Below are 21,722 nucleotides of genomic sequence, written 5' to 3' on the forward strand. Positions count from 1 at the left end.
TTTATACTTTATTTTACAAAATAAAGAACGTAAATAATTACTTATCTATAGGAATTGTACCAACAATTTGCCCTTCTTTAAGCACAAAAAGTAAATTTGATATTGGTGCATTTCCATAACTATCATCTTCCCAAGTAGCTACGTGTAGATTTACAAAAGTGCCTAATAGCGTAGCATCTGCATGTCTAGATACAGCCATCATACAGGTACGCCTAGGAATACTTACTAAAATTTCTTCAGCATCTAGCATTTCATGTGCTTTGCGCATATGTTTAGATGATAGTATACGCTCACTACAAAAGTCTAAACCGCTAGAAGTTAAAACTTTATTATCTAATTTTTCTAACGCTGTAAATTCAGTTTCAAATTCTTCTAAATTTTTAAATGCTTCTTTTAGTACGGCATCAGGATCTAGTTTTTCTAAATGTTTGTGAGTTAAAAATATAAAATCATTTGGAGTATCATAACCAAAACCAATAACCACTTTTAAATCATCATCTGTACCTATAAAATTAGACTTTACAGCGCCTGCTTTAATACCTACCCAATCTCCTGGTTTAAGTATTGGGTAAATTTTATGAGCTCCACTCTCTGCCTGTTGCGCTAATTTTTCTATTTCTTCTTGTGATTTTTCACTTCCACTTACATTTTCGTTCATATCTATTCTATATTTTATTATTGAACTATATATTGAAAATATGGTAAATATTAATGAATTAAAAAATGCTTTTATATACGTAGTGTCTAGTTTTGTATTTGAAGTATATTATACCATTTTAGGTATCACAGGTAACATTATCCCAATGGGCATTGTTATAATTTATAAGCCAATTTAATGCATAATGGCGCTCATACACTACACCTGGGTGCACTTGCTCAATTTGGTTACCATTAATTCTGGCATCTACACAAGCCCAATCTAAACGGTAATATAAATCGTTTGCATTAAGTATTTCTGTAGTACTCTTAACTGTTGCTTGACTGTTTATAAAGTCCCACGGATTTTTATTTTTACCAACCGGGTACTCCTCTGATGGTATATTATTTAGGTCTGCTAAAGTATTAGGAAAACCTATTTCTTTAGTTTTGTTTAATGCCCAAAAAAGCACCCAAATACACTCACATTTCCAAGTTTCTTGACTTTTTTCATCTTCAGTAGGGTCTTGTAAAAAATCTAATTCTTTTGGTGTTACTAAACTAGTTAAATTGTGTGTGTTAATATACTCCAAAGCATCTGGCCCAGACATAGAGTTAAATGCAACAAAGTTTGTAATTGCCAATATAGTTATACGCTCTGCTATTTCTTTTGCCGAACGAATTTTTACACTTTCTTCACTCGCTACAAATGGCAAGTTTTTATTTACTTTTATATTTTTTGATGCTATAAAAGTATCATTTTGCTCTTTTCTTAATTTTTGATCTTCTGTAATATTATGCATTGGTTTGTCATAATACTTAGTGTCTATATTCACTACCAGATCTTCTATTTCACAATTACCTTTACCATCTATAATTAAATCTAAATTTTTATCTAAAAAATGCTGACCATTAGATTTTGAAATTGGAGCGTCTGGCTGTACAAAAAGCACAGCGTCTAACTCTTGTGCTAACTCTAAAATTACTTCTTTTAAATTTTTAATATTACCCTCTTGCTGAATAGAAAACTCTGCGTTTAATGTTTGTACTTTGGCTAAAAACAAGCCTTTTACTTTATCGTTATTAGTAGGTAAAGAATTTATATAGCCATATAAACCTTTTAAGTTCTCGTTTAAAGGGCAATCTTCTGTTGCATGAATTTGATAATCTGGCTGTAACCGTTCTCTATAATTAATAAGTAATTTACTGTCTTTACTAAATAACCCACCTTTGGTTTCTGCTACTATTTCACGAGAGTTTCCTCTGGTATTTACACTTACCTCAGAAATGCTTTTTTTTAACACTTCTACAATTTTATCTACACCAATATTATGTGTGTATACGGTACATATCATATGTATATTTTAATTTATAAGATTGATATTAAACAATCATTCCTGATTTTTTAGCATTAATAAGTTGCACATAGCCCTCAAAATAAAAAGGAATATTATCTTCCACCCCATTAACTAATCTTTTTTCTACCTTATCATTTGCTATAATTGAAGCTTCAAAATTAGGTTGACCAGTAACGAGTATGGGTTGGTTTAATTTATCATACCAAAAATATTTTCCTCCAAAATTTTGTCTTGCTACTTCAAAAATATATGAGCCAACTGTTGTAATTAAATTTTGCTGTTGTTCCTTATCCATTTGCTTATAAAAATCAGACGCTTCATCTAACATATTCTCAACAACTTCTAAACTTTAAACGGAATAGTCTAATCCTTTATAATTTTCTGAACTGCTGTTAACAAAAAATTCAGCAGACTTGGTCATATCATTTTTAAAATTATTTTGTTTCTCATCCAAAGATGATTCACTTTTACTTGTGTTGGTGTTCTTTTTTTTGAAAAAATTGAATAATCCCATTTTCAATATTAAATTTAAATTTATTCTTTCTGAAAAAACCAGCTATATAGAGGTGAACACTCTTAACAAGAAAAGATAGTTCTTACAGAGAGTAATTTAGAGATTGTTTTTTAATGCAGCAAAAAATTATTCGATATATGTATTTATAGAGCAGTCTAATTTGCAATTTTTAGCAAGCATTTTTCTAAAACCCACTGCTAGGTCGTACTCTTCAAAAATTAGGGCCTCTGTAATACTATCGCTAAGTATAAGTTGTTGCAACAAATACTCTACTACGTATTTATTGTCTGCGGTAAATAGTACAAATTTGGTAGTTCCCAACCTTAAAAGTTTGTTTGTATAAGATTTTTCAAATGTAATAAATACAATTTTAATTATAAGTGTAAATAAAAACCCTTCTAAAAATTTAGAAGGGTTTAGTAAAATTATAACAAAAGTTGTTATCTATATAATGTAAAGTGACCCATAAATTCTCTGTCATCACTTTCGCCATTAAGCTTAATAACGTACCAGTAATCACCTGTTGGTAAATTTGTGTTTTGGTATAAACCGTCCCACCCTTGTTCATTATCTTCTAATTTATACACTTCTCTACCGTAACGGTCAAAAATAGTAATATAAATATCAGGGAACTGATCTATGTGTTTCGGAATCCAAAAATCGTTTTGGCCATCACCATCTGGTGTAAAGAAATTAGGAATTTCTATATCTATAAACTCCATAAATATGGTTTGTATAGACTCACATCCGTTTTCATCTACAACACGTACTGTATACGTATCTGTTTTAGTAATGTAGAACGTATTATCTTCTCCGTTATCTACATCATTAAAGTAATATGTATAACCTGGTTTACCACCTGTTGCTAATGCAGTAATTTCATTAATACTTTGCTGCTCTGCAATTAGTTGCAATGGAGTAAAGTCCTCTATTTCAAAATCTACTGTATTTATACATCCGTTAGCGTGTGCAATAGTTATATAGTGCATACCAGGAGCTAAGTTTGTAAAGTCTGGATCTAATACCATTAACGCTGGGTCTGTAGTATCTAAACCATATAATACATCTGCTGCAACAGTAGGGTCTTCAAAAATTACTGCTACACTGTTGTTTGGAGTATCACCTGTACACTCATAAATAACCTCTGTACTTGCCGTAAGGTTTGCACCGCCTTCAATCTCTACAACTTCATTAGTAATACAGCCCATAGCATCTTTTACAAAAATAACATATGTACCTGCTGCCAAGTCTGTAAACGACATTCTGCCTTCTACAAAATCTGCATCATCATTACTATTAATACTTGTACTATATGGCGCTGTACCACCAGTTGCAGTTACTGTAATTGTACCATCTTCATCACCTGCGCAAATTTCTGGTGTAGACACTAAACTCATTTGTAACTCTGCAGGTTCTGTAATTGTAAACTCTATAAGTTCAAAACAACCGTTAGCATCTTGTACAATTACACTGTAATCACCAGCAACAAGCTCATCAAACATATTTTCATCATCAAACCTATTAAGATCCGGAGATATTGCGTACTGGTAGTTACCCGTACCGCCTGTTACATTTAACACAATACTACCATCATCATCACCATTACAACTTACATTAGTAATAACAGGTGTTACACTTAATGCTGTTGGTTCTGTAATATTAATTGCACTAGACAATGTTTCACAATCTTCACTCTGTACATTAACGTAATATGTACCCATTGGTAAATCTGCAAATGTTTCTGATGTTTGGTAGGCTCTAACTTGGTTTGTTAGTGTAGCATCAGTAAACAATCCGTATTGATAGTTACCTAAACCACCATCTGCTTTTGCAGTAATTACGGCAGTACTTTCTCCGTTACAGTTAATAACCGCTGCACTTTCATCTACAACCAATGTAAGTGGCGCTATAGGATCTATAACTATTACATTAGATACTGCAGAAATACAATTAAAGTTATCTCTAACATAATATTGATATGTACCATCTGCAAGACCAGTAAATACGTGCGTTCCAGGACCATTTGCATTGTTCATTGCTGTAAACGTTACACCGTCTGTACTCCAAGTATAAGGAGCAGTACCACCAACTGCAGACAACTCTAACTCAGCACCAGTAGTACAACCTAATTCTGCTGTAGTTATTAATGTTGCATTTGGTTCTAAAGGATCTACAATTTCTATAATTGAAGACTCAAAAGCACAGTTCATAGCATCTACAACACTTATGCTATAGAAACCAGCACTTAAATTACCAAATGTATCTGCAGACTGACTAACAGTACTAGAAATTAATGAACTACCGCTAGCATCTGTGTATTTATTTAATACATATTTGTAGGTAGTAGTAACATTTCTTGGGTTTACAGTAAAGGTTACTGTTGCATCAGAATCTCCATAACAAACTAAATCTGTGTTTGTAATTGTTCCTGAAATAGGATCTGGAACTACCAAATTAAACGCATTAGAGAAAGTGTTAGAACATCCCAGAGCATCATCTACAGTAACAGTGTATTGGCCTGCAGCTAAGTTTTGGAATAAGTATGAGTTAACACCACTTACTGTTTCTGTAGCCAGAGTAACATTATTTACAATAGAAATTGTATATGGAGCTAAACCTCCTGTTGGTTTAATATTTGCCGTACCCATATCATTTGTACAGCCAACATCTTCTGTAGCTATAGGATCTAATGCTAAAGCAGCACTTGGAGACTTTACATTAAACAATCTATTTTGAGTACAATCTGGGAAACCATCTTGTATTACCTCTACTCTGTAATTACCAGCTGGCACGTTAATAGGTGCAGTAGGTCCAAAATCTGCAGAACTACCACTTCTAATAGCCAGACCATCATCTAAAGGATCTGCTGGTGTATTATTAGTTTCATAAATTCTGTATGTAAATCCTCCTGTATAAGTTGCATCACTTATAGTTAACCTAACTAGTCCTTCAGTACCAAAACAAATAACATCAGATACTATCTCTACATGAACATCAAAAGTATTAGGCTCTGATACAATGTGCTCTGTAGTTATTTGACAACCAGTAGTTGTATTTTCTACTAATATAGTATGCGTACCTGGTTGTAAATCTGCAAACAAATTAGATGCTTGAGGTGTACCACTTGGCAATAATGTAAATTGATAATCGCCAGGGTTAGCACCAGTAGTATAACTTGTAATGCTACCTGTAACATCTACCCTAATATCTTCGCCAGCATTAGAACAAGCTATTGCGTCTGTTACAACAGCATTGGCCGTTAGCAATTGATTGTATGCTAACACTGTAACTGTTTGCTCTGCACTACAACCTTTATCATCAATAACACGTACTATAACATCACCACCAGCAAAATCTGTATAAATATATGTGGCATTTGTACCTGTTTGTAATATATCTCCAGTAGTTACATCTTCAAACTCATAACGAGAATAAGTGTTACTACCACCAGTTATACTAGTTTCATCTAAAACAATAGTTGCATTGTTTGTAGTATTATCTGTTATACAACCAAATTGGTTAACAACTGGTGTAGCAAACGCTACTACATTTGGCTCACCTACCACTATAGATGTTCTAGTAGTTACACAACCGTTAGGACCAACTCCAGACACATCATAAGTACCTGCCGCTAAGCCTGAGAACGAATTTGTAGTAGGATTGTAAGTTGCTACATTAGGTGAAATAGAGTATGATAATGGATTATTTCCATTATTAACTTCAGTAATTTTAATTATACCGTCTGCAGAGCTGTTGCATGTTAAGTCTGTAGCTGTAGCAGTAAAGTTTGGCTGTATTGCAGCAGGAACATTTACTGTAAACGTTCTTACACAAACTGGTGTAGATGTGCTTGCATCATAAACCATAACCGTGTACGTATCTGCAACTGTTACCGCTGCGCTTACAGATGTTGTAAATGCTGTTCTAGCAACAATTTCTGTAGCAGATGAATCTTCTATTCTATATTCATAATTTCCAGAGCCTTGTGAAGCTGTAATTAATATTTCTGCGTCATTAGTACAACCTAAACTTTGTTCTAAAGTTGCAGTAGCTTGTAAAGTTGGGTAAACTTCTGTTGGGAATGAATCTGTACATCCGTTACCATCTTTTACAAAAACAGTATATGTACCCACTGCTACATTATTAAACACTCCTCCGTTTGAAACGTAATTTGCACCACCATCTATAGAATATACAAGTGTAGCTGAATCTCCAAGTGTTGTAATAACATTTAAGGTTGCAGTAGTACCACAGTTATTAACCTCAACATCATTAATTGTTGGGTTAGCTGCTAGTGACATATTAATAGTGCCTAGAGGATACTCACAGCCATATTGGTCACTAATACTTACTGTATAATTACCTGCAACAGAACCTTCAGGAATCTCTAAAGGATTATCTGGCGTACCCGTAGCAATAACTGTAGCTGAAGGGTCTGTAAGTGTAAATGTGTATGTGCCACCACCACCAGTGATGTTTTCTACGGCAATAAGTCCTGGACTAGAACATGTAATATCTTCCAATTTTCTTAAGGTTGCAGATATTGGATCTAACTCTTCTAACAATACATTTTCTGAAGCTGATATACAGGTATCTGTAGCACCATCAATTTCTGTTACCACAATGTAGTACTCATCTGGCACCAAATTGGTTATTTGTAAGTTACTGTTAAAAGTAACAATTGTACCTGCCATACCAGGAGTAGTACCATTACCACTAGATCTGATAATGTTACCTGCTATATTGTACAATTCCCATCTGTATTGTGATCCAAAAGGAGCGGCATTATCTGTAATTGTAAAATCTATTGTTGCATTATCTGCCCCATCACAAGAAGGAGTCGATGTAAAATCAACATCTAAAGGAAGTGGATTTACAATATCGTTCACATTTACATCACTCTGGCGTACACAACCATTAAAATCACGTACATAAAACACATAAGTTCTACCAGGAGTTAAGCCTGTCCACAAGTAATTACCGTGCCCTGCCGGAACTGTTACAGCCGATCCTGAAGAATCATTTACCGAACCACCAGCTATCCAAGTAGCAGCAGCAGGGTTAAAGTTTGCAGGATCTTCAGAAAATGCATACTCATAACCAGGAGTACCTTGGGAGCCTTGTACTTTAACTTGTAACTCATTACAATTTACAACAACAGCGTCTATGGTAATATCTAAGTTATCTAAAGGATAAGGGATTGTATATCTTGGAAAATCTGTTTGACAAACAGTATTTCCAGAGCCATCTACCGTTCTCATAGAAGGGTAAACACTTTCTCCTGATAAATAACCTGTTAACCTATCTGATGTTCCAGGAACCGAGTTATCTGCTGTCCAAGTAGCACCACCATCTGCACTAAACTCTATTGTTCCTAATGTAGATGGGTAAGCATCAAATCTAAAACCAAAATCACTAGCAGTACCAGTACAAGTAACAGGTGTAACCCCTATAATATCTGCCGTTAACTCGTCAGGATTGTTAATAATTACATTAGGAGTTGTGGTTACTGTACAACCACTGGCATCTGTAATATTAATTGTATAGTTTCCTGGGTTTAAATTATAAAAAGTTTTGGTGTTGTTAATTACATTAGTAACTGTCTCGTTAGAGGCACCAGCATTATCTATATCTACAATTTGATAAGTGTAAGGTGCTATACCAGAAGTAATTTCTACTGCTATAGTTCCTAAACCGTTATAACAATCAGGATCTGTTGGATCTGCTGTAAATGTTAAAGGTGTTGCTGGGTTTACTGTTACGGTCTCCATAAACTCACAATGTGGGTCTGCTGCGCCGTTGTCCCATACATAAACATCATAAGTACCTGCATCTGCTGCAGCTACAGTAAATGTGTCTGTTCCTGAAAAATCTGCTGCAGTAACAGGAGTTGTAGTTGGTACAAAAGCATAAGCTAAATTACCATCTCCTCCTTGTGCATCTACAGTTATACTACCATCTGCGCAAGAACTAACATCTTCAACCTCTACTATAGCCCTTAAATTAGGTTGTATTACTATAGTTTTTAGTATTGATACACATCCAAAAGCATCTGTTACTTCAATATCATAACTACCGTTAGACAAACCAGTAAAAATATGTTCGTTAGAATTTGCAGGAATTGGACTTACCCAGGCATTTCCATTTATTCTAAAATTGTAGTCGCCATTACCACTAGTAACGGTAACTGTTATAGTTGCATTATTACTGCCATCATAACATGATGTAGCCGATAAATCAAAATCAATATCATCAAATTTATCTACGGTTACAGCTGTTGTTGTTACAACTTCGCAACCTTTATTATCTTTAACACGAACTACATAATCACCCTCAGTTACGTTTATAAAATTAGTATCTGTTTGGTATGCTCTTACTATAGAATTATCAGCAGCTCTTTCTAACTGATATTCATAACCTGGAGAACCACCCGTAGCAGAAGCTGTTAATGTTGCACCTGTGTTAAAACACGTATATGCAGAAGTCTCACTTAAACTTGGTAGTATTGCTGCTGGCTCTGTTAATGTTGCATTAAAGTTTGTAATACAAGCATTATCACTAACCTTACGTACTTGCACATTATATGTACCATCTGCTAAACTTGCCGCTGTTGTAACTGGTGATGTTAAAGATGTTATCCAAGTTGTACCGCCATCTACAGAATATTCAAACCCTGTTACAGTATCAAAATTAGAAACTTCAAAACGAATAGTACCATCAGAACCACCATTACAATTAGGATCTTTTGTTCCTAATAATGCGGCACTAAATTCTTTATTATCTTCTACAATTACAGTAATATCTGCAGATTGTGCACAAGCTTCTGGGGCTTGTGTTGCTCTAAGGTCATCTATAATTAAATCGTTACCATCATTACTATTTACATTGTTACGTATAACAATACCCACAGTGGTATTTGCACCAGGATTAAAAGTAACCGTACGGTTATGCCAATCATCTACATTTGTATTTTTAGGAATTTCTGCAGTTGCAACACTAGAAATTACAGTACCAGAACCGTCTACCAGTTCTATTGTCATTTCTGGATTATTGCCGCTACTACCTACTTGCATTAAATTATATGCCCACAAAGAAAAAGTAATGTCTTGGTTTGGTAACACCTCTATACCTGTTCTAGACCATAGCACACCGTTTAAAACTGGCGCTGCATATACGTCTGAAAATGTACTAACATCAATAGCTAAGAAACGACCATCTGCTAAACCTGTATGATCATTAGGGCTTCTAAAGCTAGGAACCGGATTGGTTACAAAATTTGTAACTGTATATTCTCCGTTTACTAAAATACCAGCCGGACCACGATTACAAGCTGTTTCTGCACCACTTTGCGGCTCATAACAATAATCAGATCCTATTTCTGCTATTTGTGTAGTAGCACCTGCTCCAAAACTCTCATAAAACAATGTAGACTGGCTAGCTGTTAATGCACTTGCATAATCTACAGTAATAGTATGAGAACCATTAGTTACACCTGTAAAAATATTATTATCTGCTGGTGTATTATCTACTGTATTTAGTTTATAAACATATCTAAAGTCTGCTGTATTAGAAGGTGTTACAGTTATTGTACCATCTCCAATACAATCATACGCAATATCAGTATTAAAAGTTGGTGCAGTAATTGGATCTGGAACCGTAATTTCCATCTCATAAGTACACCCTAAACTATCTCTTAAAACTAATTCATAATCTCCTGGAGCTAAATTTGCTGTATCTGTAGCACTAAAAGTACCTCCGCCGTTAAAGCTAAACTCATAAGTACCATTTCCGCCATTAGGGTTTAGTATTTTTACCAAAGCACCTGCAGGGTTACAAGAAGCATCTTCAATAATAGCTGCAGAAGCTGTTAATCTAAACGGCTGATCTATTTCATAATCTTCACTTACTATACAACCTGTATCTATTGTATCACCACTTGCATCCATAACTGTTATAGTATAAATACCTGCAGCTAAGTTGTTAAACTCATTTACAGTTTGGTAATTTGTACCACCATCTAAACTATACCTGTAAGGAGCTGTACCACCAGTAACATTTACTGTTAATGTAGATGTTGCAGAATCTGCACAAGTAATTGTGCTATGTGAAGCTGTAATTTCTGGTGTTCCTAAATCTTCAACTCTAACCGGAACAGATGTAGCATAACAACCATTATTATCTCTTACTATAAAAACGTACTCACCTTCTTCATTAGGATAATAAGTTAAAGGCGAACCTCTATACCCAAATAAGAAACTAGTACTTTCTGTAAAGGCAGAATCTGGTATAGAAGCTTCATCAGCATATAATGCAACACCGTCTTTACTCCAAATTGCCATTTCATAAACTGGACTAGGTAAACCGCCAGTAGGAGTTAAGTTTACTGTACCCGCAGTACAAGTAATATTTGCCGTAGTAACAGCCCCTAACTTAAGTTCTTCTATTTCGCCTACAGTTATATCTTGAGAATTAAAACAACCATCTTGTGTAGTAGTAATTACTATATAATTACCAGCTGTAACACCTGTAAACTCATATGTATTATCATTCACAGTTGGATGATTACGTAATGGAGAACCATCACCTCCATTAGAACCATCATCTAAACGTAGTTCATAACCATAATTAGGTAGTGCATTAGATGCCTGTACAGTTATTGTACCTCCATTATTACAATCTTCTGGAGTTGTAGTAATGTTAACAGTAAAAATATCTTCCCTAACACCAATATCTTCAGTTTCAAAAATACAAGCTCCATCTATAGGTGAGTTATCTGCAGGATTTAATTGCGTTACCTGTACTTTGTATGTACCTACAGTTGCAATATCAAAATTTGGTCCGTTGTTTGCAGAAAAAGGAACTACTACAGCTCCACTAACGGCATCTATTAACTGAAAACCATATCCTGAACCTACATTGGTAATTCTAATATTACCATCTGTATCACATAATATATTTTTTGAGGTAAACTCTATATCTAATTCATTTTTATAAACTGTAAAATAAAAACGACTAAAACATCCACCAGTATAACTTACAACAACTCTATATTCACCGCTTTCTGTTGCAGTAAAATTATCTACATTAGAAACTGCGTTCCAAGTACAAGTTAAATTTTTATTTGCACAATCGTCACCAGCATCAGAACAGCTAGCATCATCCAATTTTTCCCAAGTAATACTTTCTGCGTCTGTAATACCCAGTTGTATTGTTGCCTCATCTGTAGCACCACACAGGTATATTTTTGGTAATAAACTACCGTCTATAGGGCACGTTGCTATTTCTCCCTGTAAATCATTATCTGGGTTAGTATCACTATTTACATAGTTAAAATAGTCTAATACTGGGTTTGTTTGCGTTGTACCAAAACGTTCTACAGTAATACGCTCTACTAAATTAGGGCAAGTACCATCTCCTGTTTTTTCTACAATAAAATTACCAATATCAGTTGTACGATATGTTCTTGGATCTGTATCTGGATCACCATCATTTAAAACCGTATCACCAGCATCTACCACACCATTATTATTATTATCTAATACCCAGTTGTAAGATGTAAACCCTTCACCAGCTGTTAAAACTACAAAGTCTCCACATAGTTGAACTGTTCTAGCTTGGTTACAAGATGACAAGTCACTTAAAATTGAATTACTTGCTACTTCTGGATCTCTTGTACAAGCTCCAATAGAAGTTGCTCCTCCTTCATCTGTAAAAGTATTTGTGTTTACTGTTCCTTGGTAGGTAGAATACGCTATGTTTTCTAAAGTTGAAGAACAAGCTGCTACAAACTCTGAACAATTAGCTGTAATAGATACTTTTATTCTTATTACATATTCTGTATCCCCTACTTCTACCAGATTATCTGGTACAGTAAAGTTTAATGTATGGTTAGCAATATCATGTGTATAAGTAACTCCAGGAGCACCAGAAACATCTACGCCATCTAAAATAACATTTTCTGGCAGTATATTTCTTATGGTATAGTTTGTAGCATCATCATCTCCTGTGTTTTGAAAACGCAGTACATATTGCATTGTTTGTCCTAAAGTTACATCATCACCATTAATATCGTTACCAGATAAATCTTCAACAGTATTACCTAATAAAATTTCTGGAGCTAAAACCTCTACATATGACGCTGCTATTACAGTACCATCTGTAGGATCTACAGCTGGTGTGCCTGCTCCATAAACTCCATCATCTCCACCATCTGCATTATCATCTTTGTAATATTCATTAGCATCACTACAGCCATCACCATCACTATCTAAATCTAAATGATCTGGTATACCGTCTCCATCTGTATCTAAATTAGCACAAAAACCAGAAAATGAATCTGTATTGTATGCTAAAAAGGCAATATCTGCATCATTAGATAATTCTAAACGTAAAAATGCAACATCTCCAATATTTGCTGCAGGTATACCAAATTCTGACAACTCTATAGTTGCTAAACGGTATTCTCTAGTTGTATTGGCAAAGAAAACACTACCGTTAGGGTAGTAAACATCTAAATCATAAGAACCTACTACAGAAGATAACGCACCACTACCCGATGCTTGTACTTGTACTGCGTTACCTAAAGGAGCTCCGTTAGCATCATACAAGCTAATAACGTGCCCTGCTCCTCCTGGTTGTGCAATTTGGGTTAATAAAATATCTGGTATACCATCACCAACAGTAGTTGCTACAATTGGGTCTATCTCATAGGTCCAACTGTTTCCTATATTAGCTATACCAGTACCTAAATCTAAACTATTTTGACCGTTTGTTAATAATGGATTTAATGGGTCTGTAGTTGGGTCTCCTACTACAGTTAACCCTAAAGCATTATTAACATCTCCATCATTTAGACTAGCCTCTATAGTCATTTCGCCATAAATATTGTTAGAAGGTGTTAAACCTAACCAATTAGATTCTGAAATGCTTAAATCTGAAGAACCATCATTATTAGTATCAATACCGTCCATTAACCCATTACTATTAGCATCAAAAAGATCATCATCTATAACACCTGTAGAAAAAGTAGTTCCGCCAGATGTAAATGCCAATAACTCATGAGATAAATTTGGTCTAACAGTATTTGGACTTGCTGAAGAACTTCTCCAAAAATCATTAAAATTGGTAAAGATTTCTGTTACAGATGTTCCTCCTTGTACTGTTGTTGAAGGAGAGGTAAATGTTACATCACTAGAAATAGTACAAAGTTGTTCTACAGAATCATAAATTCCGTCATTATCATCATCTAAGTCAACAGAGTCTATAACTCCATCGTTATCATAGTCATTATGTACAATAATTCTTGCTGTAGGACTATCTGTAGTAATATTAGTATCTGTTTGGTCTTGTGTATTTGTTACCGTATTTACCAAACTCACCAAAGGAAGAATATCTATTTCATCTCCTCTAACTACCAGTTCTAATGTAGCAGTATCTCCACCATCTAATGTACCTATATTCCATACATTACCACTAAAACTACCAGTAATTGTAAAGCTAGACACTAAGGTTAAGCCAGTAGGTATATTATCTGTTATTTGAAGATTTGTAAGTGGGCCAAGTCCTAAGTTACGTACTTTAATAGTAAAGGTTGCTGTTTCACCCTCTACAATCTCAGGTTTATCTACTGTTTTATCTAAAACAACATCCGGATCACAATACAATGCATCTATAGGCTGAGAATCATATGTACAAGGACCTTTGGTACCTCTTACAAAAAATTCTCCAGCGCCAGATGGTGCATACGTAGGGCTGTTTGCTCCTGGTATAAGTACACCATCCTCATACCACTGGTAAGCATCAAAATTACCTGTAGCTTCATATATTTCAGATCCTACAAAACAACCGCTACCTCCTCTAATTTCTAAAGTAACTTCTGGTACCGTATCAAAACCAGAAAAATATCCAGCAACACCTCTAGCTCCGTTATAACCAAAAAAACCAATAGCTACAGGACCAGTAGATTGTACACTTATATTACCATTTAAATCTGGTATAAAAAATGTTTTCCAATCTGGTGTACCTGCAACAGGTACTGAGGCTGGCATAGATGTTATTTCTGTTCCGTTTTCAAAAACTTTAATATTGGCATCTGGAGTGTTAGTGGCTGCAATTATAGTTACACCACCTGTTACCGTAGTACCTGCCATATTTCTAATATCAGGAATATTATCCATATTATCTGGCAACAAACAATTTACAGGCGCTACAAAGTTTAAACCTTGTGTATACACTTCCGCTGCACCGGCCATACATTGGTAAGCGTAGGCATCTTTAGATGTTTGTACAAACATATTTGCACCAACACTATTGCTAGAGTAATAACTACTTGGTATTTCAAAATAGTCTCCGTCATTAATTGTTGCTATTGGTGTTGTACTACCATTAACATATATATTAGTATTGTCTGCTGTACCTATAATTAATGGAAATTCTGTAGTACCATTTGTACTACCATTACCTCTTACAAATACGTAATCTTTTCCTAATTTATTTTCCGGTACAGGTTGATCTATACCTGCATCTCGGTTTGATGAACCTACCTGACGACCAAAGTTCATACCACCGTTACTAATTACAATATTTTTTGTTGATTTAATAGTGGCTCCTATCCAACCATCTCTTTGTGCTTGTGTAGGAGAGTTACCAACGTAAGCTTCAAAAACAAAAGATTCATTTGCATTTAATGTTATTTGGTACGTGTTATCTGTATGTCCGTCTACATCATTACCATTTCTAAAAACACAGTCTGGATCATACCCATATACATCTACTACGGTATTGTCTTCTGTTGCCATAATACCAAGTGTATTAGATTTAGATGAGTGCTGACCTAAGTTAGGTATACCTCCCCATTTAAAACTAGTACCCATAGCAACCCTACCCTTAGATGTTAAGGATGCAGCCTGTGCAGCAGAATATCCTCTATAGTTAACATAAAATTTATTTCCGCTGGGCGACTCAAATCGTAAACCACTGTTGTTTAAAACAACACCCGTGTTTTCATTGGTAACCAAGGTAATATTATTATCTCCGTTAGCAAGTGTGTAAACAGCAGGACTAACATTAGAGATATTAAAAGTTGCAATTGGCGTTGTATTTGTACCCCTATAAGCATTAACCGTAAAGGTAGTTGGCTCTGGCGTAGATAAATAAACAGCTTGTTGCTGCACAGCTTGGTTGTTTTGCCCTTGCTTTAGTGGCGGTAAATAATGTAAATCACTTAACTGAGCTTGAATGGAGAAACTAAAGCCTATTAGCAATAGAAATAAAATAAGTATTTTTTTGTTCATCAGATGGTATTTTGTTGTAACAACACTATAATTAATACTATCAAAAAGAACATTAAGTAGGCATAAATGCAATATTTTGTTGTAAAACAGCATTAGGTTGTTGCCACAATAACAATTGTGAACATCAAGAAAAATGAAAAGCTAAATTGATTTTTTAAAATATGTAAAAAACATCGGTGAATGCACTATTTTTAAGCACTACAAAGAAAATAAGGCAAAAAAAACACAGATGAATTTTATCGTATTTTAATAACTCTACATCTAAAATATTTCTTGCTTATAATCAAAAAATATAATGCTTTATACTTTCCAAATATCATTCATTTCCTCTAAAGTTTTTCCTTTGGTTTCTGGAATAAACTTATACACAAAAAACGCCGCTAAAATGGCCATAACTCCATACACCCAATATGCAAAACCGTGATTAAATTTCTCTACTAAATAACTGTTTTTATCCATCATAGGAAACGTCCACGAAACAAAATAATTTGCTATCCATTGTGCCGCTACTGCTACAGCTAAGGCTTTACCTCTAATGCTATTAGGAAAAATTTCTGATAAAAGAACCCAAGCCACAGGTCCCCAACTCATTGCAAAACCAGCTACATATACCAACATACAAACCAATGCAAACACTCCCAAAGATGTAGTATAAAATGCTGTTCCTAGGGCTAACATAGCAATAGCCATACTTACAGCACCAATAATCATTAACGGTTTTCTGCCAAATTTATCTACCGTTTGTATGGCTAACACTGTAAAAAGTAAATTAATAGCACCCACAATTATAGTTTGCAACAATGCTACATCTGTACCAGAGCCCATACTTTTAAAAATTTCTGGCGCATAATATAGCACTACATTAATACCAACAAATTGCTGAAAAACGGATAGTAAAACACCTATTATAATAATAGGTACGCCATATGAAAATAACTTTGCAGAGTGGTTAGTAACTGTACTTTTTATTTGATTTAAGATTACTGGAGCATTATCTACACCGTTAACTTTAATTAATACATCTAATGCTTTTTTAGGGTTAGATTTTAAAACCAAAAATCTTGGGGTGTCTGGCACAAAAAGTAAAAAAAATAGAAACAAACTTGCAGGTATTATTTCTGATGCAAACATCCAACGCCAACCAAGGGTATTTAACCAAATATTATCTCCTTGACTAGATATATAGTAATTGACAAAATATACAACCAACATACCAAATATTATAGCAAACTGATTCATTGAAACCAACTTTCCTCTTTTATTAGCTGGAGCAATTTCTGCAATGTACAAAGGTGATAACATAGACGCTAAACCAACACCTATACCTCCAATAATACGGTATAGGATAAAAATATACATAAAAGTATGGTCTGCCTCTCCTATTGGTTTTACAAACAGCTCTGGCATAGCAGAACCTAAGGCTGATATTAAAAACAAAGTAGCTGCTAAGATTAACCCTTTTTTTCTTCCAAGTATTTTACTTATTAGACCACCAAAAACACCACCAATTATACACCCTATTAATGCGCTAGACACTAAAAAACCTAGTCTTGCATTAGAGGCAGTTTCAGACAAGCCAAATGGTAGCACAAAAAACTGTTCTAAAGAACTTACAGTTCCAGATATTACTGCTGTATCATATCCAAATAGGAGTCCGCCTAAAGTAGCTACCAAGGTTAACTTCCATAAAAAAAAGGTATTAGTAGAGGTCTTCATAGGTTTAAAAAGGTTAGTTGGTTATGTATATGACTACAAAAAAGGTGTAAACCATTTTATTTAAGTTTACACCTTTTTACTTATTATATATACTGATTTACGATGTTTTCAAACAATTCTTGTTTTCCACTAATTAAATCTAATTCGCCATTTTCTAGTGCTATTTTATGTAAATCTTGAAGGTTTAATTTTCCATCTTCAAACTCCTTACCTTTTCCTGAATCAAAAGAGGCATAACGTTTTTTTCTAAGCTCATCATAAGTAGAAGAAGTTATAATTTTATCTGCTGTTAGTAATGCTCTTGCAAAGGTATCTGCTCCTCCAATATGAGCTAAAAATACGTCTTCTAAATCTGTAGAATTTCTTCTAATTTTAGCATCAAAATTAACACCACCACCTTGCAAGCCTCCAGACTTTAAAAATACCAGCATTGCCTCTGTAGTTTCTTGTATATTATTAGGAAATTGGTCTGTATCCCAACCGTTTTGGTAATCACCACGGTTAGCATCAATACTACCAAGCATACCTTCGTTGGCTGCAACTTGCAACTCATGCTGAAAAGTGTGTTGTGCCAAAGTAGCGTGGTTTACCTCTATATTAATTTTAAAATCTTTATCTAAGCCATACTTACGTAAAAAACCAATTGCCGTAGCCGAATCAAAATCGTATTGATGTTTCATTGGTTCCATAGGTTTTGGCTCAATAAAAAACGTTCCTTTAAACCCTTGAGATCTTGCATAATCTTTAGCTGTAGTTAAAAACTGCGCCATATGGTCTAATTCTCTGCCCATATCTGTATTTAACAAAGACATATAACCTTCTCTACCACCCCAAAACACATAGTTTTCTCCGTTTAAAGCAATGGTAGTGTCTAATGCTAACTTTACTTGTGCTCCTGCCCTGGCAACCACATTAAAATCTGGATTAGTAGCAGCACCATTCATATACCTTGGGTTAGAAAAACAGTTTGATGTTCCCCAAAGTAACTTCACTTTTGAAGCTTCCATTTTATCCTTTAGATAATCTGTAATACTATGAATTCTTTTTTCAGACTCTACTAAAGTTGAACCTTCATTAATCAAATCAAAATCGTGAAAACAATAATAATCAAATCCCATTTTTGTTATAAATTCAAAAGCTGCATCTGCTTTATCTTTTGCTGCTTGTAATGGGTCTGATGAAGAGTCCCAAGGAAAATTTTGAGTTCCAGGTCCAAAAGGATCAGAACCTTGACCGCAGAAAGTATGCCAATACGCAATGGCAAATTTAAAATGCTCTTTCATTGTTTTACCAGCAACAACTTGGTCTGGATTATAGTATTTAAATGCTAATGGGTTTGCTGAGTCTTTACCTTCAAACTTTATATCTCCTATGCCTTTAAAGTATTCTTTATTGCCAATTAATGCCATATTATTTATGTTTTAAAATTGTTTCTAATTCGTATTTCCATTTTTCATATGCCTTAACATAAGACAATTTATCCTCTAATGGTTTGTATGTTTTTACAAGGTCGTTAGCAGTACTATTATTTTTAAAATCTGTAAAATCGCCATCAATTACGCCTGCTGCCCTTGCTGCACCAACTGCTCCCGTTGTATTGTATATTTCTATTTCAAAGCCAATTAATGTAGCCACTGTAGTAGAGAAAATTTCGGATCTAAATAAGTTGTCATTACCTGCTCTAATAACATTAATAGCAGTATTATCATCTTTTAAAATTTGCATTCCGTAAGCAAAAGAAAAAGCAATACCTTCTAATGCCGCTCTATATAAATGGGCGTTTGTATGTTTGTTTAGGTTTAGATTACAAAAATGAGTCCCTATAGTTTTGTTATTAAACATACGTTCTGCACCATTACCAAAAGGTATTAAGCTTAACCCATTAGACCCCACAGAAATTTTAGAGGCCATTTTATTCATTTCATCATAACTATTAACCCCTAAATTATCTTTTAGCCAACGGTATTGAATTCCGGCTCCGTTTATATTTAAGAGTTTACCTAACACAGGCTTTTTTTGTGTATAATTAACGTGAGCAAAATGGTTAATTCTAGATGTTTCTTTAGACTGCAGCTTATTTGTTACCGCATATACAACTCCAGATGTACCACCAGTTGCAGCAACTTCTCCGTGTTTTAATACATTAAGTGATAATGCATTATTAGGCTGGTCACCTGCTCTATAATTAATAGGTATACCAACAGGTAACCCTGATGCAATTGATGCTCTTTTAGTTACGAGACCCTGGCTTGTAAAATTTGATACAATTGTTGGTGTTAAGTCTTCATTTATATTATAATGCTCTAATAAAAATGAAGCCAACTCATCATTTTTAAAATCCCACAAAATTCCTTCAGACAATCCGTTTTTTGTTGTGTTAACTTCTCCCGTAAACTGCATTGCAATAAAATCTCCCGGAAGCATATATTTATAAATTTTATTGTAAACATCTGGTTCATTATCTCTAACCCATTTTAATTTAGATGCCGTAAAATTTGCAGGTGAATTTAAAAGCCTTGTTGCACATTTATGTTTACCAATTTCTATAAATGCCTTTTCTCCAATTTCTACAGCCCTACTATCGCACCAAATAATAGCATTACGTAAAGGGTTTAAGTCTTTATCTACAACTACTAAACCGTGCATTTGGTAAGAAATACCTATTGCAGATATTTTAGATGCGTTAATACCAGATTCTTTAATTGCCCGTTTTGTAGCATTGCATACGTGTTTCCACCATTCATTAGGATCTTGTTCTGCCCAATTTGGTTGATGAGCAATAATTTCCATTTCGGTTTCTGGTTCATTAACAACAATTATTTGTTTACCTGTATCTGTATCTACCAATGCTGCTTTAACTGATGAACTACCAATATCATACCCTATATAATACATACTTATAAAGATTCTCTTAATATTAATTTTGTTGGAATATAGCTTTGCAAAGGCTTATCATTGGTTACAAAAGAAGCAGCTGTAGAACCTAGAGCTTTAAAATCTGTAGACACTACACTAATACCTTTATAAATAAATTTTTTCATTGGAGTTTCATTGTAAGATAAAAAACCTACATCTGTACCTGGCTCTAGGTTATGCTCTTTACATTGTTCTAAAAAGTTACCTAAAACTCTATCACTTACACTTATGTAAGCCTCATTTTTAACTACCTTAAAGTCATTTATATCTAAAACAACATCATAATCTAAATTGCTTTCTTTACAGAATTTTTTAAAATAGGTAACAGTTTCAAACGGGTGATAGGTAAATGTAGGATACACAAAGACCAAGCGTTTGTATTTTTTAAAACTAGAGATAGCTTCATTTAAAGCACTAGAAAACGAAGCACCAAAATCTTGAAAAACGTAGTTATTATTTTCTTTTGCGTGTATGTTCCAATCTATTAAAAGTAAATTACTAGTATCAAAATCAGATAAAATTTCTGCTACTTCTTTATTATTAAAGTTCATTACCACATACTTATAATATTTACCTTTACTATTGTTAAGTATGGTTTTAAAATTGTTTATTTTATAATGATGAAACTGTACATCTACAATTACATTTTTTGGCAAGTTATTTACAAAAGAATGATATAAAACTTCTTTATAGGCTTTAAAAGTATCTAAAACCAAAAGCACTTTTTTAGTATCATTAGCTATATAATACCCTTTGTTAGGCACTGATACTATTACACCATATTCTTTTAAAAGTGAATACGCTTTAAATACAGTATCTCTAGACAAATTAAAGTCTTTACATACCTTATTTACAGAGGGTAACGCATCTCCATTAGTTAATACGTTTGTAGCTAAAGCATCATTAATAGCGTTAACCAATTGTAAGTATTTTGGTATATCACTATTAGAATTAATTTCAAATTTCATAAACCGTTCTGTTCTGTTCTGGTTAGTCAAATATAGAAATTTATTTTAAAATAAACAATCTAGGTTACAAACATAAAATGTAAGTAAATTCAAACATTATAAAAGTAATTAGTCGTAAAAAAAACACCTTTTATCCAAAAAACACAATATTGAGACTAAAAAAGCTTTTATTAAAAAAATGTTAAAAAACAAGATCCAATAGTCACAAAATAACGTATATATACAAACCTATAACGAATATACATTCTGAACAAGCAATAATATAAATTGTTAAAAACGTGTGAAAGTAAATTCTTATATTGCCAACGGAAACCAATTTTAA

The 21,722-nt window shown here is 33.9% G+C and carries 9 protein-coding genes; all 9 read right to left on the reverse strand.

The genetic code is table 11. The features are described 5' to 3' along the window. Positions 1–37 precede the first annotated feature (37 nt). Positions 38–658, reverse strand: a complete 621-nt coding sequence (locus BFJ87_RS03475) for a DUF1444 domain-containing protein (RefSeq protein WP_077399964.1) — start codon at positions 656–658, stop codon at positions 38–40. A 118-nt stretch (positions 659–776) separates the two neighbouring features. After that, positions 777–1,991: a DUF4272 domain-containing protein gene (locus BFJ87_RS03480; RefSeq protein ID WP_077399967.1), complete on the reverse strand. Its 1,215-nt coding sequence runs from the start codon at positions 1,989–1,991 to the stop codon at positions 777–779. 28 nt (positions 1,992–2,019) lie between these two features. After that, entirely contained in the window at positions 2,020–2,322 is a 303-nt protein-coding gene (locus BFJ87_RS16965; RefSeq protein WP_216352836.1) for a hypothetical protein, read from the reverse strand. Positions 2,323–2,634: 312 nt separating this feature from the next. Continuing rightward, the gene (locus BFJ87_RS03490) at positions 2,635–2,829 is read right to left on the reverse strand and encodes a hypothetical protein (RefSeq protein ID WP_034646407.1); all 195 of its coding nucleotides are present in this window, start codon (positions 2,827–2,829) and stop codon (positions 2,635–2,637) included. 119 nt (positions 2,830–2,948) lie between these two features. Then, positions 2,949–15,800, reverse strand: coding sequence for a T9SS type B sorting domain-containing protein (locus BFJ87_RS03495; protein WP_077399970.1), 12,852 nt, complete (start codon positions 15,798–15,800; stop codon positions 2,949–2,951). Positions 15,801–16,100: 300 nt separating this feature from the next. Beyond that, the gene (xylE, locus tag BFJ87_RS03500; protein ID WP_077399973.1) at positions 16,101–17,516 is read right to left on the reverse strand and encodes a D-xylose transporter XylE; all 1,416 of its coding nucleotides are present in this window, start codon (positions 17,514–17,516) and stop codon (positions 16,101–16,103) included. 83 nt (positions 17,517–17,599) lie between these two features. Continuing rightward, a complete protein-coding gene (xylA, locus tag BFJ87_RS03505) occupies positions 17,600–18,925 on the reverse strand; it encodes a xylose isomerase (RefSeq protein ID WP_077399976.1) in 1,326 nt (441 codons plus the stop codon). A gap of 1 nt (position 18,926) precedes the next feature. Next, complete coding sequence (locus BFJ87_RS03510) at positions 18,927–20,411, reverse strand: xylulokinase (protein WP_077399979.1); 1,485 nt, start codon at positions 20,409–20,411, stop codon at positions 18,927–18,929. Positions 20,412–20,413: 2 nt separating this feature from the next. Beyond that, positions 20,414–21,400, reverse strand: a complete 987-nt coding sequence (locus BFJ87_RS03515; protein ID WP_077399982.1) for a GntR family transcriptional regulator — start codon at positions 21,398–21,400, stop codon at positions 20,414–20,416. Positions 21,401–21,722 lie beyond the last annotated feature (322 nt).

Origin of the sequence: Cellulophaga omnivescoria (assembly GCF_001999725.1) — a bacterium.
GTDB classification, from domain to species: domain Bacteria; phylum Bacteroidota; class Bacteroidia; order Flavobacteriales; family Flavobacteriaceae; genus Cellulophaga; species Cellulophaga omnivescoria.